This window comes from Luteimonas sp. KH_071, from assembly GCF_057838005.1.
Genome location: NZ_CM174458.1, coordinates 1628033 through 1652771 on the forward strand (window position 1 = coordinate 1628033; position 24739 = coordinate 1652771).

The window sequence follows — 24739 nt, forward strand, 5'->3', positions numbered from 1 at the left end:
CGCCCGCATCCGGAGATGCGGGCGTTCTGCGTTCAGCGCGCTTCAAGATGGATGGATCAGCCCGCATCCTGCAGCGTGAAGTCGATCGGCACGCGGACCGTGCTCGCGGTCGGCTTGCCACCCTGGATCGCCGGTTCGAACTTCCAGTCACGCACGGCCTGCTGCGCGGCGCGATCGAGATCACGCGAGCCGCTGCGTTTCTCCACGGTCACGTCGGTGGCATTGCCATTCGCATCCACCTGCACCAGCAGGATCAGCGAGCCTTCCTCGCGGCTGCGCGCGGCAGCAGGCGGATACGGGATTTCCGGCTGCGCGAGCGGACGTGCTTCGCGATCCGCCGGGCGCGCGGATGCCGTGTCGGCGCGCGGCGTCGTACGTGTGGCGGGCTCACGCTCGGCAGGCGGGGCGGCCGGATCGTCGATGACCGGTGTCGGCGGCAGTTCGGCTGTGTCGGTCGTCCCGCGCTGGGTCAGCGCATACCAGCCGAGGGCAACGAGCACGACGAGCAGAAGGATCCACACCAGCGGGCTGGAGCCCTTGCGCGGCGGGTCTTGCGGTGGCGGATCGATGGGGCGCTGCATCGGGTCGTTCATGGCCGCACTCCTTGCTGAATGGGAGTTGCGAGCCTCCCACGCAAGATGTGGACATGATGTGGAGTGGTGGCCCTGCCGTCAGCCGCCTGCCGGCTCGAACGAAAACGGAATCCGAAGCTCGCCGGGAACTGCCTGCCCATCGCGCACTGCCGGTTCGAAGCGCCATCGCCGCACTGCGGTAACCGCAGCCCGATCGAGCCGGCGATGCTGACTGCTGCTGACGATATCGACACTGTCGACCCGCCCGTCGACCCCCACCTTGACCAGCAGCACGACGTCGCCGCGTTCGCCGCGTTGCATCGAAGCGCGCGGATATTCGGGCTGCTGGGCCGACACCGGGCGCGGCACACTGTCGGGCAGGTCCGCCGCAGCGGTCGTGACAGGCGACGCGGACACCTGCTCCTGCGCCAAGGGCGCCGAAACGGGCGCGGGCGCCGGTGTGGCCTGGGGCACGTGCGCATCGATACGCACCGGCACACGCGGGTCCTGCGGGCTGGCGTAGTCGAATCCCCGGTCGGCGCTGGCTGCAGCGGGTAGCGGCGCCGGCAGCGGCGCCGTTGCGGGATCGCCGGCGGCTGCGGACATGTTGGCACCGCCGGCGTCGGTGTCCGTCGACGGACGCGCCAACCACAGCAGCGCGAACGACAGCACGCCCACTGCACAGCCGCCGGCCACGAACCACCATGCCCGTCCGCTCGGCATGACCTCGCGCAAGCTGCGGCGCAAGCGGACGGAACGTGGTGTGGAAGACGCGGACATGGCGGGCTCCTCGACGTGGCGCCGCATTCTTGCACACGCCCTCATGCGCGCCGCCCGGTGCACGCACGCATCGGACGCGCCCGGCGAAGATCCGGGCGATAATGCGGATCCCGTTATCGATAAGCCGAAGCCCTGTCATGCTCGATCCCAGTCTCCTGCGCCAGCACCTCACCGATACCGCCGCGCGCCTGCGCGAGACCCGCGGGTTCGAGTTGCCGGTGTCGCGGATCGAATCGCTGGAAGCCGAGCGCAAGCAGATCCAGGTGCGCACGCAGGAGCTGCAGAACCTGCGCAATACGCGCAGCAAGGCGATCGGCCAGGCCAAGGCCAAGGGCGAGGACGTCGCGCCGCTGCTGGCCGAAGTCGCCGGCTTCGGCGACGAACTCAAGGCCAGCGAAGCGCGTCTGCTCGAGATCCAGGCCGACATCGAGGCGATCGTGCTCGGCGTGCCGAACCTGCCAGATGCCGGCGTGCCGGTCGGCCGCGACGAATCCGACAACGTCGAGCAGTCGCGGTGGGGCACGCCGCGCACTTTCGATTTCGAGGTCCGCGACCACGTCGCACTCGGCGAGCGTCATGGTTGGCTCGACGCCGAGACCGCGGCCAAGCTCAGCGGCGCGCGCTTCACCGTGCTGCGCGGCAAACTGGCGCGTCTGCATCGTGCGCTCGCGCAGTTCATGCTCGATCTGCATACCAGCGAGCACGGATACGAAGAGACCAGCGTGCCGCTGATCGTCAATGCCGACACGATGCGCGGTACCGGGCAGTTGCCGAAGTTCGAGGACGACCTGTTCGCGACGCCGTTCGGCGACGAGACGCGTTATCTGATTCCGACCGCGGAAGTGCCGCTGACCAACATCGTGCGCGACACGATCGTCGAGGCCGACCGCCTGCCGCTGCGCATGAGCGCGCACTCGCTGTGCTTCCGCTCGGAGGCCGGCAGCCATGGCCGCGACACCCGCGGCATGATCCGCCAGCACCAGTTCGAGAAGGTCGAGATGGTGTCGATCGTCCGGCCCGAGGAAAGCGACGCCGAACTCGAGCGCATGACCCGCTGCGCCGAGACCGTGCTGGAGAAGCTCGGTCTGCCGTACCGCAGGCTGCTGCTGTGTACCGGCGACATGGGCTTCGCAGCACGGCGCACTTACGACCTCGAGGTCTGGCTGCCGTCGCAGGAAACCTATCGCGAGATTTCCTCGTGCTCGAACACCGGCGACTTCCAGGCGCGGCGCATGCAGGCGCGCTGGCGCAATCCCGAATCCGGCAAGCCTGAGCCCGTGCACACGCTCAACGGCTCGGGTCTCGCGGTCGGCCGCACGCTGATCGCGGTGATGGAAAACTATCAGCAGGCCGACGGTACGATCGAGGTGCCGGAGGTATTGCGCCCCTATATGGCCGGGCTCGCGCATCTCGATTGACGCGTCTGTACCCGTCTGCAGTGCACGGGACTTCGTGCAACGGGCTCCATCGTTGGACCCTATCGGCTCGATAGAGGGGCTGTGTTGCGTATCTGGGATAAAGGTGCTGGAATACCGCGCATCGTTCCGTTAGTGAGGCCGTCCCATGCAGGATCTCAACGATCTCTATTACTTCGCGATGGTCGTGGAGCACGGGGGGTTTGCCGCTGCCGAGCGCGCCCTTGGCATCCCGAAGTCGCGCCTGAGCCGTCGCATCAGCCAGCTTGAAACCGAGCTGGGCGTGCGCCTGCTGCAGCGCTCGACGCGACGATTCGCCGTGACCGATGTCGGTCAGAGCGTTTTCCGCCACGCACAGTCGATGCTGGCCGAGGCCACCGCTGCGCGCGAGGTCGTCGACCGGCTCAGCGCCGAGCCGCGCGGGCTGGTGCGTGTCAGTGTGCCGGTGAGCATCGCCCAGCAGTCCATCCCGAAGATGCTGCCCGAGTTCCTCGCACGCTATCCGCAGGTGCGTGTGCAATTGCATGTGAGCAACCGCCGCGTCGATGTCATCAATGAAGGCTTCGATGTCGCGGTGCGCGTGCGGTCCAAGCTCGACGACGACGGCAGCCTGGTGATGCGCAGCTTCGGCCAGATCCAGGAACTGCTGGTCGCCAGCCCCGGTTATCTCGACCGCATGGGCCGCCCGAAGGATCCTGACGAACTCGACCAGCACACCACGATGAGCATGGGCGAGGACGAAGTGAAGCAGCGCTGGGATCTGCAGGCCAACGACGGCACGACGCGCCGTGTCGAACTCAAGCCGCGCGTCGCCGGCTTCGATTTCCCGATGTTGATGGCGCTGGCCAAGCAAGGTCTCGGAATTACGATGCTGCCTGAAACGCTATGCGCAGAAGCCGTGCGAGATGGCGAACTCGAGGTGGTGCTGCCGGACTGGCACCTGCCGCAGGGCATTGCCCATGCGGTGTTCGCATCACGTCGGGGGCTGCTGCCGGCCGTGCGCGTTTTCATCGACTTCCTTGCCGAAAAACTCCCGCCGCTGATCGAAGCGTCCAGCCTCGACTGCCGCAACTGCGAGAAGAAGCCGATGCCCGGGGACATCCCGCCGCCGCGTATCTCCACTGCCGCTGTGCGTGCGACAATGGCGTGATACCGCGGATCCCATGTGCTCGCGCATGGCATCCCTGGAATGGTGATTGGTCGAACGGCCGACGCCGCGTCAGCGGCGCCGGTGACGAAGCGGGGCACATCGGAGAGATGGCCGAGTGGTTTAAGGCAGCGGTCTTGAAAACCGCCGAAGGGTCAAACCTTCCGTGGGTTCGAATCCCACTCTCTCCGCCAATCTGACGCATCTATCTGATTTAATTGGATAAATTGCGATATAGGGGTTGGCGAATCAGGACACAAATCGGGTCACAACCCGATGCGAATTCCTCACCACATGAGCCGCTCCCCTTCGGGACGTTGGGCGTTTCGCCAGCGCGTTCCGGCCGATCTTCAAGGCATCTTGGGATGCCGCCTCCTCAAACGCTCCCTTCGCACGGCTGATTTGCCGGAGGCTCGGGTGCGTGCTGTCCTGCTCGCGGCCGGCTATGCTCGACTCTTCGAGCGGTTGAGGGATCAACGCGTGGCGAAGCTGTCTAGGGATGATGCGGACGCGCTGGTCGAGCGTTTGAGCAGCGCCAACAATTTGCGTGACCTGACCCTTCATCGGACCGTAGGGCCGGATGGCGCCGTAAGCGAGCGGTGGCAGATCGACGACGAAAAGGACGTTCGGCTGTTCCGAGCAGTCCAACAGCGGCGGGTGGGCGATGACCCGCTCCAGGACCTCGTGGATGGCATCGTGCCGGCGTCGACTTCGGCCGCATCCCGGACCGGCTTGGAGCCCATCCAATTAGGCAAAGCCCGGGACGCGTGGCTCGCGACGCTCAAGGGCAGCACGCTTCCCAAAACCTACACGATCAAAAAGACTGCTGTCCAAGCGCTCGTCCAGTTCCTGGGCGAGAAAACGCGGGTTGCGAGCATCACTCGATCGGATCTGGCGCGCTGGTATCAGTCGATGCGTGCCGCCGGGGCCTCGACGCCCACACTCACGAACAAACAGAGCTACATCGGCGGACGGGCGGGCTTCTTCGACTGGGCAATGGCATCGGGCTACTACCCGAAAGGCGACAATCCGGCCAGCGGCCACGTCAGCTATTCGGCACGTGAGAAGCGGGCCCGCAGGAAGCTCGGGTTCAAGGCGTTCGATCGAGAGCAGATCCAAGCACTGTTCGCGCCAGCTGCCTTCGGAAAGCTGTCTGAGTCCGCCCGCTGGGCGTCGCTCATCGGGCTCTACACAGGCGCCAGGGCGTCAGAGGTGGGCCAGCTCCTCACCAACGACATCATTGAGGAGGACGGTATCCCGTGCATCCGCGTATCCGATGAAGGTGAGCATCAGAAAGTGAAGACCGATGTCAGCCTGCGCACGGTGCCAATTCATCCCAAGCTGCTCGAACTCGGGTTCTTGGCCTGGGTCGAGGGTCGACGCAGGGCGGGCCATCAGCGCCTGTTTCCCGCGGCAAAGGCAGACGCAAAGAACGGCCAGGGCAATTGGATCTCTAAGGCTTTCAGCCGACATCTGGCGGAAGTGGGGGCGGGGTGGGGGCCAGGAAAGCGCGGTTTTCATTCTCTTCGAAAGACGCTGATTCAAGAGCTACAGGGCGTTGGCGTCGTATCGGAGCTTCGCGCGCAACTCGTGGGGCATGAGTTAGACGATGAGCATCACGCGACCTACAGCCGAGACTTCTCCACCAAGGAGAAGCTAGAGGGACTAGGGCCGCATTCGCCGGGCCTTAAATCCCTTGAATACGGACTGGAGTTCGTAAGCCTGCAAGGATCGGTTTCGACCTAAGCCCCTTGCTTTCCCAACGAGACGCAAACCGGGCGGTTGCCCTGTTGTTGTGTCCTGCCAGTCTAGCGACTCACAGGAATGGGTTGCTAGTTCATGACGCCGGCGATTGGTTGACTACCCGCCACATGTGGTCGGGGCCATGTAGCTGTCGCAACCCGTATGATCGAATTCTGAGAAGTGGACGTCGGGTCTAGGGAGAAGGGTGTGAGCCGAGTTTGGGAAGACACTATCGTTATCGCGCTTCGAGACGCTCAATGGTTGAATTGTCGCAGGGCTGGAAACATCCCAGCGTCTCTTACCCCAGCCGGATTCTTAAAGCTTGATGGGTCGGCTGAGTCTACCTTAGGCGATGTCCTCTACTCTGCTGAAGAGCGTTATTACCTGATTGAAGTTAAAGGATCTAGGGCTGGTATATCTTCGGAATGGCGAATCAAGGATGGTCTGAGTAACAAGCTAGCTTACAAGTCGCTTTCTTCGAAGTGGGAGCAGTTGGAAATTCTCTGCTCAGGTGGTCAAGGAGGGCAGGTCGCCGAGGATCGTGACATGCTGACTCAATTCTTCTTGCACTCGTTCGCTGCACACCATTTCGCATACTGGGATGAGTGGGAAAACGATCAAGATAAGCTTGGAGAAATTGTCCTTGAGTCATACGTCCCTGCGTGTGCAAGATATTTTGCGGAGAGCAGAGATGAAGGCGAAGGGTTTATAAAGCCTTGGTCAGGTAACTATTTTGGATTTCTGAGGGGCGGGTCGAAAGATGCGGTCGCCTCAGAAGTCGTTGGCCTGTCAGATATATTCTCAGAGCAGGACATGAAGGTTTTCATATCTTCAAGCGCTCGGACCGTTCAGAGGAAGCTAAGGGTCGGGCTGCCTTTGAAAAAATTTCAGATCTATGTGAATTGCTTAGTGGAAGACTGGAAGGGTGAAGAAGAGTCAATATTCGCCGTTGTCCTTTCGGATAGCGGCAGCTTTTTCAAGGTGATAAGTTCAACAAAAGAATTAAAGCTGCTCATGGATCCGAAAAGTGACCTGTATTCTTCTCCTAGAAAGAAGCCTAGGCCCTACAGTAGCTTTGCGAGTGGGGGAGGGCGGCGCCCTAAGTTAGGGGGCTAATCATTCTCTTGGAAAACGGAAAGATGTTGACTCTGCTCAGCAGTTAACAAGCCCCATTGTTCTATGTAGATAGACACAGCTTTGTTAGCCATTTCACATGATGCTGCTGGATCCATGTGCGTCAGCGCATATGTGTAAGAAGTCAGCCAAATTCTTTTGGTGATAGATCGCTGGTCGGGCGTGGATGGAGTTTTGGTGTCCATTGCTGCTAGCTACTGAGGTGTGACGTAACCTATCCCACGGCGGGCTTATGTCAAGAGAGGATGTTTTCGGCGTTAACTAGAGCCTCAGCAGATTGGAATCCAGCGCCAGTCCGGTGGGCGATCTGAGGTGAACAGCCAAACAGCACGGTTAGATTTTTTCTGTCTTGGCGCGGCAGTGCTCTGAAAGTGCACGGCGGAAGTTTCAGCCGTCGAGGCTCCCAGAAGATAAAAGCCACGTCTGCAGCGGAGTCAAAAATCCCGCGAGACCCTCACGGCAGCGGTCGCGAAGAGCCTTATCTGCCGCCTATCCGAACCGGGATCCCGGACCACAGCTTGCCCGATCTCATTGGTTGCAGCCCCGGTGCGCAAGCAACACGCTTTCTTAAGGAGGGCTGCAGTCCTCGGGCTCGTCCTTTTCCTACACCCGTTAATAGACGAGTCTGATTGCCAAGGAATGCGCGGCAGTGAAGTATGTGGTTATTGCAGCAACGCACGTCTTGCAAGCGCGGGATCCGATCGACCACGGCCTCCCCAAGGATCGTCCCCGATCGCCGCAAAGCGAGCTTCTCTCCTGTGCGGGCCCGGTTCCCCTTTTGCCGGGCTGCTGCTCTCTGATGAGATGTCGCCATATTTGGCCTCCTTGGGTGGAGGGGCAGTTGGTCCTGCCGTGTTAGACGTTAAGTATCGCGGGCGCTAAGCTGCGAAACCCACCACTTGGCGCTCAGATATGGCAGTTTTGCTTACGGACCTTTCCCCCTCGCAGCTCACCGAGCTCATTACGCAGGCTTCTAAGCGAAAGCAGTTCCTGAAGAAGCGTAAGCCGGTCGCAGTGGTGCGCAAGAAGCTTGAGGCGGCTGCAGCGACGCATGGCTACAGCATTGCAGAACTGTTCGGAGCGTCGGCTCCTGCTACTCCGTCTTCTAAGGCGCCCGCCAAGTCGCGTTCTGGCGCTAAGGTCGCACGGAAATACCGCAATCCTGATGCCCCCGATCAGACATGGTCAGGGCGGGGGCTCCAGCCTGTCTGGCTGAGAAACGCCTTAACTGAGCGTGGCGCAAAGCTTGAGGAATTTCTAATCTGAGCAGACCTTCTTCGGAAGGAGGGCTGCTCCTGCTCGGTGCGGACTCCTGCTCGAGCATGTTTACGCAGCTCTGATCTGCAACTGGAGCGTGCCAGCCCAAGCCATGACGCTTCGTGCTTTCAGCACGTGGATGGCAGCTTCAGGAGAACAAAGAAGCCCCGCAAGCGGGGCTTCTTGAGTGCGGCCGAGGTTCTACTTTCCGGAATCCCTCCGCCCTGAGCGGCCGTGTAGTGACGGGGTCGAGGAACCCTTAAGAGAGGACTCAGCCTCCAAGGCTTCCAAGAATGAGGAAGGCCAATGTGGGCAGCAACACCATGGCCCCCACCAAGCCCATCACGCCAGCTGCGGCGATGAGCATCATCTGGCCCCAACTGAAGCCGAGGTCGGCGCGCTGAGCGAGCCCAGCCTCCGCTGGGTAAAGCCTCTCGGCTCGGCGACGGAGATAGCGAGACAGGAGCGGGCCGACCACGAGACCGAAGGGACCCAGCATCAGCACGGACAGGCAGAAGCACAGGGTGAAGCGGGTGGTGGGGGTCATGACCCGCTTCGTGGAAGCGGGGTTTGCGGCATATGACATGAGATAGATTCCTTGGATTAGCGGTGGGCGATCCACTCGCCCGATGCCTTGCTGAAGCGCACGGCTCCACTGAGCGGCAGGCTTTGCTCTGTGCCGGAAATACGCAGGATTACTTGGCCCGACACATCGCACCGGTAACCATCGGAAGTCTGGTCCTCCCTGCAACCTGCGATGCCGAAGTCATCGAACCGTTGCACCACGCCCTTCTCTCCGAGCGCCGTTTCGACGTGACGCACCAAAGCCGCCTGGGCGTTTGACTCAGAAGGCGGGCCACCGCCGCAGGCGGACAGAGCGAGGGGCAAGGCAGCGGCAAGCAGAGCGGGGCGAAGCAGGGTCATGGGTCGTCCTTGGGCAGTGGAGGCAAGAGGGGGCGATCACCGGTCGCGGTTTCCGTTTCCGTCTCCGTCGAAGCCCGCGATCCACATGCGGGTATCCCGGAACGGGGTGAGGATGCCGCCAGGACCCGGATTGAGGTCTTCTGCGCGGAGGAAGCCGGAGACCCATGCGGTGCTCAGCGCGACCTTCCGGGCCTGCAGCGCCACATCAGCGCGGGATACGCGCACGTTGAACGGTTCGCGAGGTGGGGTCGGGCCGGTGGTCCGTTGGTCACCCGAGTTCGGCTTGTTCGGTCGGACCCGCAGGCCGACCATCAGATCGGTCGTGGCTTTGATCCGTGCGGCGTGGGAGAGCTCGGCCGTATCGCCGAGGTCATCCGTGATGGTCAAAGGCGCATCGGCGCACGCCTGGAACGTCTCTGTGGTCGACGCGGTGGCGTTCGTCCAAATGCGCGCCTCGACGGTCCAACACTGCAAGTTCGGGCCCCATTCCTTGAACGTCAGCGCGACTCGGGGCCATTCCAGTCGGCCCATCTGCGCTTGCTGGTGGTCTTCGGCCTTGAAAAGGCCGTTGATACGACCGGCACCGGTCAAAGGGTTGTAGAGCGCGATGCTGCCGGTGGCGCTCGAGGTGTTCCCTGCCGCGTTCGCCGGGAGACCGACCATCTGCTTGCCGGCGTCCTTAAGGCTGTTGCCCAGCTGACGGAGGAACCCGGGCTTCTGTTCCGCGTCCTGGGCGAAGGCGGACGAGGTGGCGAGTGCCAAGACCATGAGCGCGACCGGCGCTCCATGCGTTGCGTGCTTCATGCGATGCCCCTGTGGACCACCGGCGTGGTGGCGTTTACGATAATCGCAGATGCAGTGACAGAGTCCAACCGTCAGACTCCAAGGGAATTCAGCTTTGGTGCAATTTCAGCAATGCCTCAGCCCAAGACCCCTTCGACGGTCTATGGCAAACGCCTGCGCAGTGCTCGGCTGGCCAGCGGTTGGACGCAGGCGCAGTTGGCTGCGGGCATGGGCATGGTCGATTCGGTTTCGGGAGCCACGCGAGTGAGCCGCTACGAGACCGGGCAGCACGATCCAGATCCTGCAACAGCAGAAGCGTTGGCCAAGGCCCTTGGCTTGCCCGTGGCGTATTTTTATGCCACCTCAGACACGCTAGCTGAAGTCATCTTGGTCGTGTCTAGATTGCCAGCCCCCAGGCAAAAAGAGGCTTTGAAGCGTCTGCGCGAGATGGCTAATTTGGACAAGCCCTAAGCCGTAGATCCGCTTCAGCTTTAGCTTTCAAGGTGCTGCTTTGCTTCTGACAATTCTTGACAGAAGTAGTGAACCTACCTCTAATCCAAGCAGGGGGCCGGATGGAGACTTCTGGCGAATAGGGACTAGGGATGAGTTCGAACGCAATTGCAGACTTCATTTCCTCTGCGCCGTTGGCAGAAGAAGGCGGTGCGATTGCGTCCGATCGTTTTGACTATCAGAAGAACTGGGCTTTAGCTCGGCTTCTGAGTCTCCATCAAGGCCTCGGAAACTACGTGCTGCTCTGTGAGCTGCACGAGGACATTGCCGTCCTCGACTGTGCCGATGAACCCTCAAAAGCTGTCTTTTATCAGATTAAGACTAGCAAAGAAAAATCGTGGACCCTCAGGAAACTGATCACGAGGAAGAAGGGCAGCGAGGATTCCCTACTGCCATCCATCTTGGGTCGGTTGTGTGCCAAGGCTGCTCAGCTTAAAGGACAGCAAGTCAACTTTCAGTTCGTCACAAACCACGGAAGTGGTTACAGCTTTAAGTCGCCGCCGGCAGGTATTGTCAACGAAGAGGTTGGTTTGCGTCTTTTCGATGCCTTGAGCAACGACGAATGGGAGGGCGTCAGAGCGTGCTTGAAAGATGAGTTGGGAGAGGACTTCGGCGACATCTTGCAAGAGGGATTGTCTGTTGCTATCGCCCCCATCCCATTAAGCATGCACGACCAAGCCACTTTGGGACTTGTTACGGAATTTCTGGAGAAGAGCGGGGTAGGCGCCAACGTCGGACCCAAGATTTTCTATCGAACACTTTTTGACGAGTTGCGAAGGAGGACGGTTGCGAAGAGACCGTCTGGAACGATCTCCGATGTGTGCAGGTCGAAGGGGATTGACCGAGAAGGGTTCGATTTGATGCTAAACAGCGCCTGCTTGGTCGCCCCTTCTGCGGGCGCTTGGGGGCATGTTCTGGCAGAACTCCACAGAGACGGAGTATCGCTGGCCACACGGGCGAGGCTGCGATCAGCTTACCCAGACTACTTCTCACGAATGCAAAGTCCGTTGGACGCAGCCTTCCGGAAGGATTACCGCATCTTGGTCTCAGCCCTTGCGAACGTCACCCTTGAGAATCAAAACCTCTTGGGGCTCGCAGAAGAGGCGGTAGAAAAAGCTAGACAGGAGACAGGCTATGGCATTGCCGGTCTGTCGCTCGAACAGGAACTAATCATTACGATGATGGCCTTTTATGAAGCCAACACCAATTAATTTCCGAATGTTGGTTCGCAGTCTCAGGACCAGGACACATGAAAAGCTTAGTCTTTCAAAGGCTTCATCTCGTATCCCATCGGGAACGAAAAGCGAGGTCAGTCGAGTTTCACCGCAGCGTGACGGTGGTCAAAGGTCTAAATGATGTAGGCAAGTCCTCCTTGGCTAAATCAATTTATGGAACTCTGGGCGCTGCTGCTGCTGAAGTCCATCCCGACTGGAAAGCGGCAGGCGTGATCTCTGCTCTTGAGTTCACAGCGGACGGCGATCCTTACGTCATGCTAAAGGAAGGCAAGACATTTACCTTGATACGGGGGAGTGCGGTTGTAGGGTGCTTTACATCAATTACGGAAGGATTAGCGCCCGCGATTTACGAAATTTTGGGTGCAAAGCTGAGGCTGAAGAATCGCGAAGACAAAGTTATTGTGCCGCCTCCAGCATATTTGTTCATCCCGTTCTATGTGGATCAGGACGCTGGTTGGAGTCAGCCATGGACATCCTTCGATAGGCTGGATCAGTTTTCTCGATGGCGAGAAGATGTGATGAATTTTCATGTGGGAGTGACTGGGGCTGAGTATTTTGACGCATTAGAGTCACAGGCAGTTGCCACCGCGGCAAAAGTCGAGCCCGCGAAACAGCTGGAGGGTTTGAAATCTCTTCAGAAGCGGGCGAAGGAGACCATGATCGAGGACATCGACATGGAGATTGATCCTGATGTTTTTGCCGAAGAAATTTCACGTGTAGTAAAGCTTCTTGAATCGCTCGTGGCGGTTCGCGAAGAGGAGCGTGGAAAGTTGTCGGCGCTGACTGAAAAGCGTCTCCAGCTTGAGGCTCAGAGAGAGATTCTGGATCGAGTGCGTCGCGAACTACATGCGGATTACGTATTTGCGGTGAAGCATGCCGACAATGAGCTAGAGTGTCCAACCTGCGGTCAGCTCCACGAAAATTCATTCGCTCAACGATTTGCCTTAGCGCAGGACGAGGGTAGGGCAGATGAAGTATTGGTGGAAGTCATGGATGGCCTCGCCTTGGTTTCCGGACAGATAGCCATCACTCGTCAGCGCCTTAGGGATGCAAATGAGGACGAACTTAAATTCAATGATCTGCTGAATCGCCGCAAAGGTCAGGTGACGTTTGCGAGAATGTTAGAGCGAGCCGGGCAGAAGAATTTTGCTTCGCAGCTTGAGGCTCAAATGCATGATCTGGTTCGCGAGGTGTCAGAGCTAGACTATCGGATCAAGCAAACCACGGAAAGGCTGCGTAACGTGCGCTCTACCGATAGGAGAAAGGAGGCTATTGAGGTCTACTCCAAACTTCTAACTGAATTTTCCAAGAAGCTCAGCGTGTCGTTTCCTGACGCCTTCCTTCAATCCCTGAATTCGAAATTGCAAGAAACCGGTAGTGATCGCCCTCGGGCTATCCTGGCTTACCTATATGCAATTCTTCATCTTGTCTGGAATGCCCGGGACACGGTCAAGTGTCCGATCGTCTTAGACTCTCCGAAGCAGCAGGATCAGGATGACATTAATCACCTTAACCTGCTTCACTTCATTCGCGACAATCGCCCGCCAGGGTCACAGCTTATTCTATTTCTTGTGGATGATGCTGGTGTGGATTTCGGATGCAAACCTTTGGTCCTAGATAGAAAGTATTCACTCCTCTTAGAGGGCGAATACGAAGACACATCCGAGATTATTCGCAGGCTTCAGGATCTGCGAGAAATCTCTATGCATTAAGGGTAGAACTTGCTGGGGTCCTTGAGCTGCTGGTGGAACTGCCCCCGCTTGTAGACTGGTAGCTCCACCGCCGGCCGATACTGTTCCAGTGCCTTGATCTGCTTCTCACGCGCGAGCGCCGGCTTCTTGTGGAAGTAGGCCTCATGCAGGACTGGCACCTTCTTGCTGACCGAGTGGCCGGTCACCAGGGCGATGTCCTCTTCCTGCACTCCCAGGTGATGGAGCTCGGTGGCGAGGGTATGGCGGAAGGCGTGGAAGCCGACTCCCTTGGGCACGCCCAGGGTCTTGAGGTAACTGCCGAACTGGCTAACGGCCGCCTGGCTGTAGCGTGCATTGGTCTCTCCCGTCTTTTGGTTCACGCCGGCAGATAGGTGCGGAAAAAGCCGCGGGTGACCACAAGCCTTGATGTCGTCCAGGAAGTCGAGGAAGCCGGCATCCAGGAGAGGTTGGGCGATGGGCAGCGTGCGCACCGCGGACTTGCCTTTTAGGCTCTGGCGACTGCGCCCGCGCGTCTTGTGCGCCAAGTCCGGGTCCACCGTCTTCTGAATTCGGATACACCATTGGCCTCCCTCCTGGGCGATGTCAGCGACCTTCAGCTGGCACACCTCGTTGATACGGGCGCCGGTGTAGAGCCCGATCAGGGGCACCCACCATCGATGGGGATATTTGATGGCCCACGGAATGAAGGTCCCGGGCGCGAAGATGCGCTGCAGGTCAGCCTCGTCGAAGAGGCGCTCGGCCCTGTTTGGATCCATCACCAGGTCCTTCTTGGTGTCCGCGAAGGCTTCAACCGGGGAGCCGGGAATGGCCTTCTTCTTCACCAACTGGTTGAAGAAGGCCGACAGGAGGCTCCGGTGCTTGGCAAGGGTGCTTTCGGCAGGTGGCGCAACCTGCTGTTTATGTCCAAGGTCGATGACGACCTCGGGAGTCATCTGGCTGAACCCCGGGAACGTGGTGACGCCACTGGGTGCCCATCGCAGGACGTCCCAAAGCAAGTAGATGTGCTTGTAGTCGATGCGGTGGACGGGGATGTCGCCGCAGACAAAGCGGAGCCATCCCAAGGTGCGACCGCAATCGCAGATCGTGCCGGCGGCGAGCCCTCGGCGATCCATGTCCTTGAGGTAGTCGTCGATCTCGACGGACAACAGGCGGGCAGGGTGGGCGACGGGAAGCGGCTCGGGGTAGCGCGTGCCATCTTTCGCATTTCGAAGGCGCTTCGTCTTGTCGCATGCCGCGTTGAGGATCTCCTGGAAGTGGATGGCCGCTTCTCGGCCTGCCACCGATACCTCGTCGATGCTGATGCGGCCAATGCGGAGGCCTTTCATCTGCATCACGCCAAAGGGGTTGGCGATGTAGTTTTGGATCTCGTCTTCCGGGGTGTTTGCCATGTCTCTACTTCCATCGTTTCGATGGAAGCAAGTTCAATCAGCTTCGAAATTCGTCAACCCACGATCGGCATTTTTCTTCGCCGTTCGCTTTCACCTTAGGCATTGGAATTCGGCGGCAACGAACGGAATAGCCGGGCTCAATAATTCTCCGGTTTATCGGGTCCCGATCCAATCTAAATCAATAACTTAACGGCGAAGGGGATTGCGGCTTCCGGAGTCATTGGTATACTGTTTGATGATTCAAGCTAACAATTGCAATGAAAATTAGTTAGTAAATATCTGCACGGAAGATAAACGAGGTGAAACGAGGGGGCGCAACTTCCACCTGCTGCCTCGCGAAAACTCACTGAGCTGGATCATTCCCGACGATTTTCGTGCTCAGTCTAAGCCGAGCTGCTTTCTAAGGCGGACGATGGCCATATCTGCTTCACCATTAGGCATGGTCTCGGCGGTGAATGGCACGTCGACATAGTAGCCTTCGCCGTCGCCAAGGGGGACGAAATTGATTCCGGCGGCTGAGTAGGCCTTGATCATCAGCGCCTTCAGCTGCTCGAATACTCCGATGCCCTTTCCTGCATCACGTTCATTCCAAACGGTTCGCAGCGCCTCTCTAAGCTCGGACATCAGCGCTACGAGGTGGGAATTAGCGTAGACGGGGCACAGGTCCTCAAGAAGGTCCGGCGCGTCGATAGCGTCCAAGTGTCCTAAGAGGTAGCCGGCCATCTTAAAGGGCATGGCGATGGGCTCACCAGCGTTAATCAGAAGGCGGTTGACATCTCCGTGAGTTCGATATTGCTTGATCTGCTCTTGGGCGCGGGCCAACGAGTAGCCCGCTGCCCTATCGAACTCTGCCGCGTAGCGAAGCTTCAATGCTTGACGGTCGCCAATTGTCCCTGTCATCCGGCAGGCGGCGTATTCCTCCCAGGCCGTCAAGATGGTCTGCAAGAGCGTTACGTCTACCCATTCGCCCTCTGGCCTGGTCAGCATCAAGCCAGGCATGGCTTCGTCCCTCCACTTCAGTTCTGCCACATGTCCGAACTCGTGGGCGATGATATGCAGGGCGTCCAAGTGATACTCGTTGGTTGGATCCACGAGCGCACCGATGACGTTTGCGTTGTAGACCACGTGCGACATGACCTTGCCATCCCGCAGCACGTTCATTGCCTTCGCCACCGCGACCACGTCGCCGTTGTTCGTGTATTGCGTTGCAATCGTCGACTCGTAACCCAGGTCAACAGACGCTAGGGCAGCGTCGAAGTCATATCCGACGGTGACGCCGGCAAGGCGTTCGAGGTCAAGGAAGCGGCCGCACTCGACTATCGCGACTGACATCTCGTCACTGAAGTTCTGGATGAACTCCCGGTCGTCCGGGAAGTTCATGAGGGCCAAACTCAAGTTCATCGGAACGGTCGAAACGGGCAGTTGATCGGTCATGATGCTCGGATGCTGGAAGGTCGGCTTATGGGCGTAGGGCGCGGTCTGTCAGCGGTTCTCGGTGTGCTTTGGAATCTACCGCCTTACGATTAACCGACCAATGGAAGGAAAGATCAAGTGTCCAGAAATATTTATCTTGTTCCTGACACCAATGTGCTGATGCAATGCCGTCAGCTCAACGAACTTCCTTGGAAGGATGAGTTTCCAGGCATTGATTCAATCACGTTGGTTCTGATCGCTCCGGTGCTTCGTGAAGTCGACAGGCACAAAGGGGGGCAAGGCCGCCTAGCGAAGCGCGCCCGCATCATCAACCGTCTGATTGGCCGACTTCTTGAGACGCCAGTAGTTGACCTGTCCGAAGGACGAGTCCCGTCAGTGACTATGGTTTCGGGCGACGAGTTCCGGCCGGACGCTGGCCTTAACGGCGAACTCGATTACACGCAAGCTGACGATGCGATCGTCGGAACAGTGTCAGCGCTGAAGCAGGCTGTGGATTTCGCTGACCAGCAAGTGAAGCTTCTGTCCAATGACAATGGTGTTCTACTGAGTGCGCGCCGGGTAGGTGTGGCGTTCCATCGTGTTCCGCCCGACTGGCTGCTGCCGGCTGAGGCTGATGAAGACCGGAAGAAGTTAAAAGCGCTCGAGGGTGAGATCGAGCAGCTCAAGAAAAGCGAACCCGCATGCGTCATTGAGGCTGAAGCCACGCCTTGGCGCTTTCACTGTGAGAGCTTTGAACCCTTAAGCGATTCAGAGTCCGATGCGCTTCTGGAATTGCTTAAGCGACGCTGCCCTATGGAAACTGACTTTGGACCCCGCGAAATTTCTACTCGCAGTGCTGTCCCAGGAATGATGGGCCTAGCGGCATACGTCGGGCATGAGGAGTTTGTTCCCGCGTCGGAAAACGAGATCCTGTCGTATCAGGAGGAAGCGTATTCGCAATGGCTGTCGACCTGTGAGAAATATTTCAAAGAGCTTCATCAAAAGCTTGAGCGTCGCCAGCCTGCGCCGAGAATCATCTTGAGATTGCGCAACGACGGAGCGCGCCCAGCGGAGGATGTGCGCGTTACGTTTTCGATGCGCGGCGGCGGTTTGCTGATCAAGCTTCCCAAGGAGGAAGAGGAGCCCGTGCCACTGGAGTTAGAGGGTGGAGTCAAGGTGACGGTTGACATTCGCAGCCCAGATTTGGAGTTGCCGCGCCCTCCGGCTGCCCCGAAGGGTTTTTGGAAGAAGGTTAAAGCCTTTAGTTCATTGGACCACTTCGCATCTTTAGCTGGAAGTATCCAGAGGCACGAGCCTCTCTTCTCTCCCCATCTGAATAAGCTGCCTATGATGCCGGCAGCCCGGGAGATCGATTCGTTCTATTGGCGAGTCGGCGAGCGACCAGATTACCCTCGGCCTTCCACTGAGTTGACGTGCCAGCAGTGGCGGCATCGCTCATCACCTGAATCCTTTGAGTTCGAGGTCGTGTGGTTCGGTAGCAACCAACCAAGGAAAGGAGCGCTCCATGTAGAGATCCATGCGGCGAATCTGACCAGCCCGGTGGTTGCTGTGCTTCCAATGGAGGTTGCGGTTGAGGCGGGCGACACTTTGATGGAAGCAAAGGCATTGCTCGAAGGCTTGAGCAAACCCAGCGGCCTCACTCGTCCGCTTCGAAGGTAGACACCTAGCGCGTTCACTTAGGTCGCCCCACCATCGCTGGGCCTCTTGAAGGGAATCCTGGCTTCGCTGCCCCGAACGCAAGGGCAAGCCTCCTCCACTGCGCTGCGTTGCGGCCCTTCGCTGCGCGCCTGTCGGTGCTCGCTCTCGGGTGCGATCGGGCCCGACGCTTCGCCGGCCGGTTCCCACGAGGCGCACAACGCGCCGGTGGAGAAGAACCGATGAAGCGCACCCGCGACCTGAAGGTGCAATACCAGCTCCAGATGGACGAAGAAGGCATCTTGCTTGCCGCCGCGAGCATCTTGGAGCAGCGCCTCCGGCGCCAAGGCGCCATCGCAGACCCCCGCCAAGCCGGCGACTACCTCGTCGCCCAATGCGCCCATCTGCCACACGAAGTCTTCGGTGCCGTCTTTCTCGACACGCGCCACCACATCTTGGCGACAGAGCACCTGTTCTTCGGAACCATCGACGGCGCGGAAGTCCATCCGCGGGTCGTCGCCAAGCGAGCGCTCGAGCTCAACGCGGCGGCCGTGGTCTTCTTCCACAACCACCCCTCGGGCAATCCTGAGCCGTCCTCGGCAGACCGGGCCATCACTGCCCAGCTGAAGCAGGCCCTGAGCCTCTTCGACATCCGAGTCCTTGACCACCTGGTCATCGGTGGCAACGGTCATGTGTCGCTGGCGGCAAGGGGGTGGGTCTAGGTCCTTCCTTGTTCCCAAGCGCAAGAGCTGCCGCTGGTGATCCAGCGGCAGGCACTGCAACGCCGGCAAGTGGACTCCGCAGCGCTCCGAAGTCTTGTTCCCGTCAGCCGGCGCATGCTCGGAGAACAAGAAGTCCGACCACCACCGCGAACACCCAGGTGCCCCATCCTGGCTGCGACTTTGGTGGGGTGCTCTTGTGAGTCGGCGTGGGGGCGGCGGGCGGCCGAGAAGGTGTCTGCTGGGGCCCGTTCGGAGCTTGGGATCGCATCTGATTAAGAAGCTGCTGGTTTGAGCTGCTCTGTTTTGTAGGGGCTGAGCCGGGTGGCGGCGCGGGGCTGGGGCGAGTCGAAGCGCCTCCCATGCCCTGAAGAATGTCCGCGTTGCGGCTATGGGGCGCGCCGACTGTAGGCGTGCCCGGACCTCGCATGCGGAAGCGCGCGTCGCTCTCTGTCAGTTGCTGGATCTGCCCAGGCGTGCTGATGGTGATGGAAAGATGGGTGTAGCTCGTTGAGCGCACGGTGTTGCTGTAGGGGGGGTCGACAAGTCCGGTTGCCGAAATCCACCGGCCGACCCAAGACTCATCAGGGACGTGTGGTTTTAGGGCGTCCATGCCATCCACCCAGATCGCCAGCTTGACGGCCTTTCCGCGCCAGTCCGAAAAGTTCACGAAGATGTAGGGCTTCCGATTCTGAGCCCAGCCCTTCTTCACAGACTCAATCCGCCCGATGAGTTCGATTCGACTACCTACCTGAGCAAGCACCTGAGCGTAATTAGTCGCATGGCATACCGTGTAAGGCCCTTGATAGCCTGGGATCTGCGTCGTTTTTGGTTTGAAAACGATCGGGCCAGCACTGACGCCTTTTCCTTGAAGAAATTCTGCGAGGGTTGGAACTGCGGCGAAGCTGTCGGAGGCAACCTTTGCGAGGTTCTCAACGTGGGCTTTGAGTCCCGGAAGCTTGATGGCCTCCTGAAACACCCCCGAGGTTCCGGGGTCCATGAAGTCGTTGCGACGAAAAACGACCGCGCTTGGTTCCGAGCGCGACGACTTCCAAATGGTAGGGGAGGCGATCAGTGCTTGCAGAGCGACATCGAGTGTCAGGAATGAGAAGCGATCCAAGTGAGCATCAAAGACGTCGGCGGAGCGTTGCGGGTGCTGAAAATTGACCTGCCCAATTTCGGTCGCTCTAGACCCCGCCAAGGAACTCACGAACATTCCGTCGTAGTCGATGAGCTGGACAGCGCTGCCGTCGCTGTTCACCATGACGTTTTCCGGCTGGATGTCTCCGTGAGAGATGCCGTTTGATTCGAGAAAAGCTGCGAGCCTTTCGAGCGACTGACGCAGCCGCTGCAGTGCTTGCCTGTTCTGATGCTCGCGTTCTAGGAACTCCGCAAGCGTCTTGCCCTGGGCCCATTCCATCTTGACGATGGGGTAGGTGCCGCCATCGACGCGGATTCCGTTCGGGATGAACTCGAAGGGGAGGAAATAGGGACTTGCCAGCTGTTTGAGACGCGCCGAGATGGCTTGATAGCGCCGCTCAAGCTCGCTGGACTTCTTGTGGAAGCATCGAAGTGCGTATTTCTTGGCACCTACGTCGACCGTGTAGGTCAACGCGAAGCCACCGCACAGGGCCAGCGGGAGGCCCATGCCGTTGACCTTCACTTGGCCAGCCTTAAGCCCCGGATCCTGCAGGGTGAGCTGGGAAGACTGGAGCGCAATGTTGTATTGCTCAAGCGACGGATACGACATGGCTAGGAAGATTTGGTAAGTGAAGCGATGACGAGCGTGGAGTCGTCGCGTCGGAGGCGTCCAGCCGTCCGCTCGGCTTCCACGAGGTCGTGAAGTTCCTGCGGCTCGCGGATAGCCAAGAGTCGTTCAAGGGCGGATGAGTCGCCTTGCTCTTCATGCCCCAATAGCCAGGCTCCTAGGGCATCGGTCATGCAAAGCAGCGTCCGATATCCGTCAGCCTCATAGCCCCATTCCGTGCTTGGCCATTCAGGCGCTTCATCAGAGCCGCCGCCGTTCAGGGCCAGTCGAGTCGCTAGCAAGGTGGGCTTCTCTTCGAACTCCTCTGCACGGGTGTAGGGGAACGAGCTCAGAAGCTGGTCACCATCGCTCCATACCGCCAAGGAATCCCCAGCCGCAGTGATGCTTACTGCAAGGCGCTCTGGGAGATCCTGAGCGATCACTACAGTCGCAAAACTGCCGCGCTCGTAAGCCGCAGCCTTCGACCATGAAAGCGTGGTGGGGTCATGACATCCCTCGTATGCCTGCGCACAGGAACTCAAGACCTCGTGCGAAAGATCTTGGTCAACGAGCTGGTCAACCAGCAGCTGAGCCCACGTGCGCGCGTCGAACGACTCAGACGCGCCGTCCGAGAGCACCACGCGGCCCGATTCGAGGGCCACGCGGTAAACGTCTTCGTTTTCGTCAGGCGATTCGGCGTGCTTGGCGACCGTTCCTTCAAAGAGGACTCGGAGTGCCATGTCAACGAAGCTGAGCTGCTCGGGTGCCGATGTCGAAGAAATCGACAATCTCGCCGATCTCGCCGTTGAAGACGAAGCCACGCGATTCCATGGTGGCCTTGATGCCCTTTTCCTCGGCTACCTTCTGGAGGTGAGGGGGGAGGGCGCTGGACATGCGGTAGAGCAGCTTGGCGTAGCTGTCGCTCAGTCCGGCGTCGGAAACCGGGAACTTCACCGGGTCGCCGCCGCTCGTGCTGACGTGAAGGTTGAAGAGCAGCACATTGCCGTCGTTCGTGCTGATCTGCTGGAGCTGCTGAGCAAGGGCTTCAGGGTCGCCATCGGTCGACTCACCGTCGGTCACGTGCAGAACCGTTGGCGGGTAGCTGTCTGGATGCGCATCACACCAAGCCACGAGTTGCTCGGCCGCACTGGTGATGGCGTTGCACATCGGTGTTCCGCCCGAAGCTTTGGGTTCGAACCAAACGGGGAACTTGATGGACTGATCCACCAGGCCGCCCGCGCCATCGTCGACACGCTTGGTGCGATCCTCGACGCGGAGCGGATTGGCTTCGATCTGCGAGATCGGATGAAGAACGTTCGACGAGAGCGCGCCTGCCAAGCCGTTCTCCGCCGTTGAGCCCGAGTAGCCCAACACCCCCACCTCGAAGTAGTCGCGAGTGCCTTCCGATTTGGTGCAACGAGTGATAAGGGTCGCGAGCGTTCGGTTCAGAACGTCGGCCACGAATTGGGCTTTCGACTTGCCGTTCTGCATCGTGTCCTGCATGGACCCAGACTGGTCCACCAGAAAGAGGAACGCGGTCGGACTGGTTCGGCTGATCTCGGCGCTGTAGCTCATGTGACCCCCTGTGGTCGAAAGCAATCAGCAAATCATAGAGCAACAGCGCTGACCCGCGCGGCCGTCGTAGTTCAAGATTTTCTTGCGAATCTTCGTTTGAGCTGTCGGCCGCCACCGGGAGGCTCGCGTCACCATCGTTGCGAAGGAACAGGCCTACAGAGGGTTCGGATATCTCCTACAGACGCTCCGGCGTTACCTGATCTTTTCGGCCTCAAGGGGAGCTTAGTCTGAGCTCGTCGTCCGGCCAATTCACCCAACGCGGTCGGGGGAAGAGGGCCAGAATCCTCACTAAAGCGCCGACGTCCAATGCCCCGCTCTCGGGGCATTGTTGTGCTGGGTTGGTCAGTGCACCCGAGAAGAGGCAGCGCTGGTGTGGGCTAGGAAAGCCTCACCGAGCTGGCGAGCGCTGTCGCGGGCATCAGGATGGGTTCTTTCGTCCAGGAAACGAAGTAGCGCCCCGGCCAGCTCTGCATCGTCGAGGTTGTGGCAGTCCACAGCGAAGACGATCTCGGCGATTCGTTTGCGGCGCCGAGCATCTTCCCGGCGCTGCTTCTGCTTGGCTTTGATGGCCTGTCTCTGGCTCACCAACAGTCCCCTTGCCTGAAGTTGGGCAAGCCGTTCCGTAGCTCGTGCGATGCGCTCGCGGTAGTGATCTTCTGCTGCCATGGCAGGCTCCTCGATGTGGTGATTCCCTCATTCAAGCAAAGAAGCCGTCCCCGTCAAGACGAGTGGTTGCCTGAATTTCTTCGTCTGCTGGAAACGTAGAATCCTGAAACACAGGAGCTTTCAAGCACGAGCAAGAGCGCACTTAGGCATTACTACGTAATGCGTGCGCAAGGGGCTGGCGCCCCTTGAACCCCAAGCGCTGCGCGCTTGCGCAAATCAAAAGCCGAGGCATAAAGGACAGAGCACACACACGAGCTCTTCCATGGCGATCTACCACGCACGCGTCAAAACCTTTAGCCGAGCGAAGGGCCACTCGTCCCTCGCAGCTGCAGCCTATCGGGCTGGACTTCTCCTCCTCGACGAGATCACCGGCACTCGTCACGACTACCGGCGGCGGGGTGGTGTCGTCGAGACACGCTGCGTCGTGCCGGACGACGCGCCCAGTTGGGCGCTGACCCCGGCTGAGCTTTGGCCGGCAGCGGAACGTGCCGAGCGTCGAAAGGACGCTACTGTCGCGCGCGAGTTCGAAGTGGCCTTGCCTCACGAACTCACCGATGAGCAACGCTCGGACCTGGCCGCAGAGATCACTCGGACGTTGGTCGAGCGTTACCGCTTCGCCGCGCAGGTATCGATTCACTCGCCTGACGCAAAGGACGGCCTCAACTGGCACGCTCACATCCTGGCGACGACGAGGCGCGTTGCGACGGACGGGTTTGCAGACAAGACCCGCGAGCTCGACGGAGGGCCAGCGGGACGAGCCGAGATCGAGTGGGTTCGGGAGATGGTGGCCCGCGTGACAAATGCGCACCTCGCTGCTGCCAAGGTGGATGCGACCGTGGACCACCGCAGCTTGGATGCCCAAGCGCAGGCCGCCTTGGACCGCGGCGACTTCGGCGCCGCACTCGCGCTGACGCGCCAGCCCACTAAGCACATTGGCAAGGATGCGAATGCGCTGTATCGCCGGGGCATGGACTCTGACCGAGCCGATTTCACCGCCGACATCGAACGGGCGAACGCGGAGCAATTCGAAGCGCTGCTGCAGGAAGCCGTTGCCCAGGGACGAGCCATGCCGTCATCTAAGGGACATGGCGAGGCACAAGCCAAGCATGATCGAGAGCAGAGGCTGCTTAAGGGCGTGGTTGACCTGTCCCAGGACCACGGGGGAGGGCAGCTGCGTGGAGTGCGTGGCCTGCGGCTCACAGGCATTGGTTCCTACGCGCTGCCGCCTCGCAGCGAGGGCCCCGATGCCCAAACGCTGTTCGGAGAGGCGAGGCGGCTTTGGCTGGACGAGGCACTGGCTGGCGTGGTGGACCGCCTTAGGGCCACTCGGCAATTGTTGGAAGACCACGCATCGCGCCTGGCGAACCATGCCGCAGCCAAGGGGCTGCGCGCCGACCTCCGAGAACTGGTGAAGCGCTTGAAGGCTGTTCGGCGATGGGCGGTCGAATGGCGCCGTCGCTTGGGCGTGGAAAGCCGCGCACTGGCAAACCTTGGGCGCGCAGAGCGGGCGCTAGAAGAGTTCTCCGAGCACCACCCCACGCCCGGAGAGTGGTCATCCAAGGAGTGGGCGACGCGCCGTGGGCGACGGTTCGCCGCTCTGGAGCAACGTCAGGACACTTTGAAGCGTGCAAGGGAGGCGATATCGCCCGAAGCGGAAGCCGAGTGCCATGGTCGATTGGAGACGGCCATCGTCGATGTCGAGGCTTGGAGTCAGGATCTCGTGGAACGTTACCCGGTGACCGAAGACAAAATGGCGCCCGCTTTCGGTCCCATCAAACGGCTCGAGGTCAAAACGCCGTCGCCGTCCAAGGCGCCTCGGCTCCACTGAAAAGGCGCCCAACTGGGCGCCTTCGTTGTTGCGTCGAGCAGAGCGCGCTCAGTGCAACGTTGGGCTCCGTGGCGGTGAGCGCGGCTGGTCTTGGGCTGGCGAGGACGACGTGCGTCGGTTCGCGCGCCACTCTTCCAGAGGCGGTGGATCGCGAACCACCAGCTGACTCTTCGTCCTGACTGCCGGAGACGCAGCCCCGGGAGGCGAGTGATCAAGCTGAGGCGGTTGAGCGGCGCGATGCCGAAGCAGTTCGCCGGCAAGCTGCCATGCAAGCTCTATGTCCGCGGAGCGCTCTGAGGGCGGGAGGCGTCGGGCGTTCTCGATGTGGCCGGCCAAGATGCGGCTGGCGATTTGAAGCTGTGGGTCGTGCGGCATGGGGATCCAAAAAAGTGAAGACCCGCTCAGCGAAACACGTCACGCCACTTTGGCAAGCGCTCAAAACGGTCCCAATTCACACTTATGAAAATTAGTCAATCACACTGAGCGGTCGGGCATCAACTGCGCATGACTGCATGCCAACCGGATGTGCAGGGCG

At 59.9% G+C, this 24739-nt stretch carries 21 protein-coding genes, 1 tRNA gene and 1 pseudogene; 12 read left to right on the forward strand and 11 right to left on the reverse strand.

Annotation, left to right across the window (positions count from 1 at the left end):
• Nucleotides 1-56: 56 nt before the first annotated feature.
• Together AC3IRM_RS07705 and AC3IRM_RS07710 are read right to left on the reverse strand one after the other, a co-directional pair.
• Nucleotides 57-593, reverse strand: a complete 537-nt coding sequence (locus tag AC3IRM_RS07705) for an energy transducer TonB (protein ID WP_489205611.1) — start codon at nt 591-593, stop codon at nt 57-59.
• 78 nt (nt 594-671) lie between these two features.
• Nucleotides 672-1352 carry an energy transducer TonB gene (locus tag AC3IRM_RS07710; protein WP_489205612.1) on the reverse strand — a complete coding sequence of 227 codons (681 nt, stop codon included), beginning with the start codon at nt 1350-1352 and terminating at the stop codon, nt 672-674.
• Between the two features lie 137 nt (nt 1353-1489).
• Between AC3IRM_RS07710 and serS the strand changes: the two genes are divergently transcribed.
• The 6 genes and pseudogenes from serS to AC3IRM_RS07740 all read left to right on the forward strand — a co-directional run bounded on the left by serS (nt 1490) and on the right by AC3IRM_RS07740 (nt 8057).
• On the forward strand, nt 1490-2770 hold the full coding sequence (serS, locus tag AC3IRM_RS07715; protein ID WP_489205613.1) for a serine--tRNA ligase: 1281 nt from the start codon (nt 1490-1492) through the stop codon (nt 2768-2770).
• Between the two features lie 145 nt (nt 2771-2915).
• Nucleotides 2916-3843: pseudogene (locus AC3IRM_RS07720) on the forward strand (LysR family transcriptional regulator); the annotation flags it as partial.
• Between the two features lie 175 nt (nt 3844-4018).
• Nucleotides 4019-4108: transfer RNA gene (locus tag AC3IRM_RS07725), tRNA-Ser, on the forward strand.
• An 82-nt stretch (nt 4109-4190) separates the two neighbouring features.
• Complete coding sequence (locus tag AC3IRM_RS07730) at nt 4191-5660, forward strand: DUF6538 domain-containing protein (protein WP_489205614.1); 1470 nt, start codon at nt 4191-4193, stop codon at nt 5658-5660.
• Between the two features lie 177 nt (nt 5661-5837).
• A complete protein-coding gene (locus AC3IRM_RS07735) occupies nt 5838-6773 on the forward strand; it encodes a hypothetical protein (RefSeq protein ID WP_489205615.1) in 936 nt (311 codons plus the stop codon).
• Between the two features lie 930 nt (nt 6774-7703).
• Nucleotides 7704-8057 (forward strand): H-NS histone family protein, encoded by a 354-nt coding sequence (locus tag AC3IRM_RS07740; RefSeq protein ID WP_489205616.1) that lies wholly within the window; start codon nt 7704-7706, stop codon nt 8055-8057.
• A gap of 262 nt (nt 8058-8319) precedes the next feature.
• Here AC3IRM_RS07740 and AC3IRM_RS07745 read toward each other — a convergent pair whose 3' ends face one another.
• The 3 genes from AC3IRM_RS07745 to AC3IRM_RS07755 are packed head-to-tail and all read right to left on the reverse strand — an operon-like array spanning nt 8320 to nt 9776.
• A complete protein-coding gene (locus tag AC3IRM_RS07745) occupies nt 8320-8595 on the reverse strand; it encodes a hypothetical protein (protein ID WP_489205617.1) in 276 nt (91 codons plus the stop codon).
• A 56-nt stretch (nt 8596-8651) separates the two neighbouring features.
• On the reverse strand, nt 8652-8972 hold the full coding sequence (locus AC3IRM_RS07750; protein WP_489205618.1) for a hypothetical protein: 321 nt from the start codon (nt 8970-8972) through the stop codon (nt 8652-8654).
• Between the two features lie 36 nt (nt 8973-9008).
• On the reverse strand, nt 9009-9776 hold the full coding sequence (locus tag AC3IRM_RS07755; protein ID WP_489205619.1) for a hypothetical protein: 768 nt from the start codon (nt 9774-9776) through the stop codon (nt 9009-9011).
• Between the two features lie 3 nt (nt 9777-9779).
• Here AC3IRM_RS07755 and AC3IRM_RS07760 point away from each other — a divergent pair, with 3 nt between their 5' ends.
• From AC3IRM_RS07760 to AC3IRM_RS07770, 3 genes are all read left to right on the forward strand, one after another.
• Nucleotides 9780-10226: a helix-turn-helix domain-containing protein gene (locus AC3IRM_RS07760; RefSeq protein WP_489205620.1), complete on the forward strand. Its 447-nt coding sequence runs from the start codon at nt 9780-9782 to the stop codon at nt 10224-10226.
• Between the two features lie 131 nt (nt 10227-10357).
• On the forward strand, nt 10358-11476 hold the full coding sequence (locus tag AC3IRM_RS07765; protein ID WP_489205621.1) for a dsDNA nuclease domain-containing protein: 1119 nt from the start codon (nt 10358-10360) through the stop codon (nt 11474-11476).
• A gap of 38 nt (nt 11477-11514) precedes the next feature.
• Complete coding sequence (locus AC3IRM_RS07770) at nt 11515-13212, forward strand: hypothetical protein (RefSeq protein WP_489205622.1); 1698 nt, start codon at nt 11515-11517, stop codon at nt 13210-13212.
• Here the strand turns inward: AC3IRM_RS07770 and AC3IRM_RS07775 are convergent.
• Nucleotides 13209-14600 carry a site-specific integrase gene (locus AC3IRM_RS07775; protein WP_489205623.1) on the reverse strand — a complete coding sequence of 464 codons (1392 nt, stop codon included), beginning with the start codon at nt 14598-14600 and terminating at the stop codon, nt 13209-13211. The genes AC3IRM_RS07770 and AC3IRM_RS07775 overlap by 4 nt on opposite strands.
• Before the next feature lie 378 nt (nt 14601-14978).
• Nucleotides 14979-16034 carry a hypothetical protein gene (locus AC3IRM_RS07780; RefSeq protein ID WP_489205624.1) on the reverse strand — a complete coding sequence of 352 codons (1056 nt, stop codon included), beginning with the start codon at nt 16032-16034 and terminating at the stop codon, nt 14979-14981.
• Between the two features lie 117 nt (nt 16035-16151).
• Between AC3IRM_RS07780 and AC3IRM_RS07785 the strand changes: the two genes are divergently transcribed.
• Nucleotides 16152-17693 carry a PIN domain-containing protein gene (locus tag AC3IRM_RS07785; RefSeq protein ID WP_489205625.1) on the forward strand — a complete coding sequence of 514 codons (1542 nt, stop codon included), beginning with the start codon at nt 16152-16154 and terminating at the stop codon, nt 17691-17693.
• Between the two features lie 218 nt (nt 17694-17911).
• Nucleotides 17912-18391 carry a JAB domain-containing protein gene (locus AC3IRM_RS07790; protein ID WP_489205626.1) on the forward strand — a complete coding sequence of 160 codons (480 nt, stop codon included), beginning with the start codon at nt 17912-17914 and terminating at the stop codon, nt 18389-18391.
• Between the two features lie 103 nt (nt 18392-18494).
• On the opposite strand, the gene AC3IRM_RS07795 is transcribed toward AC3IRM_RS07790, so the two are convergent.
• The 4 genes from AC3IRM_RS07795 to AC3IRM_RS07810 all read right to left on the reverse strand — a co-directional run bounded on the left by AC3IRM_RS07795 (nt 18495) and on the right by AC3IRM_RS07810 (nt 22376).
• Nucleotides 18495-20138: a protein kinase family protein gene (locus tag AC3IRM_RS07795; RefSeq protein WP_489205627.1), complete on the reverse strand. Its 1644-nt coding sequence runs from the start codon at nt 20136-20138 to the stop codon at nt 18495-18497.
• A 2-nt stretch (nt 20139-20140) separates the two neighbouring features.
• Entirely contained in the window at nt 20141-20875 is a 735-nt protein-coding gene (locus AC3IRM_RS07800) for a hypothetical protein (protein ID WP_489205628.1), read from the reverse strand.
• 1 nt (nt 20876) lies between these two features.
• Nucleotides 20877-21710 (reverse strand): VWA domain-containing protein, encoded by an 834-nt coding sequence (locus tag AC3IRM_RS07805; protein WP_489205629.1) that lies wholly within the window; start codon nt 21708-21710, stop codon nt 20877-20879.
• Nucleotides 21711-22052: 342 nt separating this feature from the next.
• Nucleotides 22053-22376, reverse strand: a complete 324-nt coding sequence (locus tag AC3IRM_RS07810; RefSeq protein WP_489205630.1) for a hypothetical protein — start codon at nt 22374-22376, stop codon at nt 22053-22055.
• A gap of 262 nt (nt 22377-22638) precedes the next feature.
• On the opposite strand from AC3IRM_RS07810, the gene AC3IRM_RS07815 reads away from it, so the two are divergent.
• Complete coding sequence (locus AC3IRM_RS07815; protein ID WP_489205631.1) at nt 22639-24204, forward strand: MobA/MobL family protein; 1566 nt, start codon at nt 22639-22641, stop codon at nt 24202-24204.
• The last annotated feature ends 535 nt before the right edge of the window (nt 24205-24739 follow it).

Coding starts and splice junctions, on each gene's coding strand:
- AC3IRM_RS07805 (WP_489205629.1), bottom strand. CDS start 21,710: ATGAGCTACAGCGCCGAGATCAGCCGAACCAGTCCGACCGCGTTCCTC.
- AC3IRM_RS07795 (WP_489205627.1), bottom strand. CDS start 20,138: ATGTCGTATCCGTCGCTTGAGCAATACAACATTGCGCTCCAGTCTTCC.
- AC3IRM_RS07710 (WP_489205612.1), bottom strand. CDS start 1,352: ATGTCCGCGTCTTCCACACCACGTTCCGTCCGCTTGCGCCGCAGCTTG.
- AC3IRM_RS07740 (WP_489205616.1), top strand. CDS start 7,704: ATGGCAGTTTTGCTTACGGACCTTTCCCCCTCGCAGCTCACCGAGCTC.
- serS (WP_489205613.1), top strand. CDS start 1,490: ATGCTCGATCCCAGTCTCCTGCGCCAGCACCTCACCGATACCGCCGCG.
- AC3IRM_RS07745 (WP_489205617.1), bottom strand. CDS start 8,595: ATGACCCCCACCACCCGCTTCACCCTGTGCTTCTGCCTGTCCGTGCTG.
- AC3IRM_RS07810 (WP_489205630.1), bottom strand. CDS start 22,376: ATGGCAGCAGAAGATCACTACCGCGAGCGCATCGCACGAGCTACGGAA.
- AC3IRM_RS07790 (WP_489205626.1), top strand. CDS start 17,912: ATGAAGCGCACCCGCGACCTGAAGGTGCAATACCAGCTCCAGATGGAC.
- AC3IRM_RS07780 (WP_489205624.1), bottom strand. CDS start 16,034: ATGACCGATCAACTGCCCGTTTCGACCGTTCCGATGAACTTGAGTTTG.
- AC3IRM_RS07775 (WP_489205623.1), bottom strand. CDS start 14,600: ATGGCAAACACCCCGGAAGACGAGATCCAAAACTACATCGCCAACCCC.
- AC3IRM_RS07750 (WP_489205618.1), bottom strand. CDS start 8,972: ATGACCCTGCTTCGCCCCGCTCTGCTTGCCGCTGCCTTGCCCCTCGCT.
- AC3IRM_RS07705 (WP_489205611.1), bottom strand. CDS start 593: ATGAACGACCCGATGCAGCGCCCCATCGATCCGCCACCGCAAGACCCG.
- AC3IRM_RS07730 (WP_489205614.1), top strand. CDS start 4,191: ATGCGAATTCCTCACCACATGAGCCGCTCCCCTTCGGGACGTTGGGCG.
- AC3IRM_RS07815 (WP_489205631.1), top strand. CDS start 22,639: ATGGCGATCTACCACGCACGCGTCAAAACCTTTAGCCGAGCGAAGGGC.
- AC3IRM_RS07800 (WP_489205628.1), bottom strand. CDS start 20,875: ATGGCACTCCGAGTCCTCTTTGAAGGAACGGTCGCCAAGCACGCCGAA.
- AC3IRM_RS07755 (WP_489205619.1), bottom strand. CDS start 9,776: ATGAAGCACGCAACGCATGGAGCGCCGGTCGCGCTCATGGTCTTGGCA.
- AC3IRM_RS07760 (WP_489205620.1), top strand. CDS start 9,780: ATGCCCCTGTGGACCACCGGCGTGGTGGCGTTTACGATAATCGCAGAT.
- AC3IRM_RS07770 (WP_489205622.1), top strand. CDS start 11,515: ATGAAAAGCTTAGTCTTTCAAAGGCTTCATCTCGTATCCCATCGGGAA.
- AC3IRM_RS07765 (WP_489205621.1), top strand. CDS start 10,358: ATGAGTTCGAACGCAATTGCAGACTTCATTTCCTCTGCGCCGTTGGCA.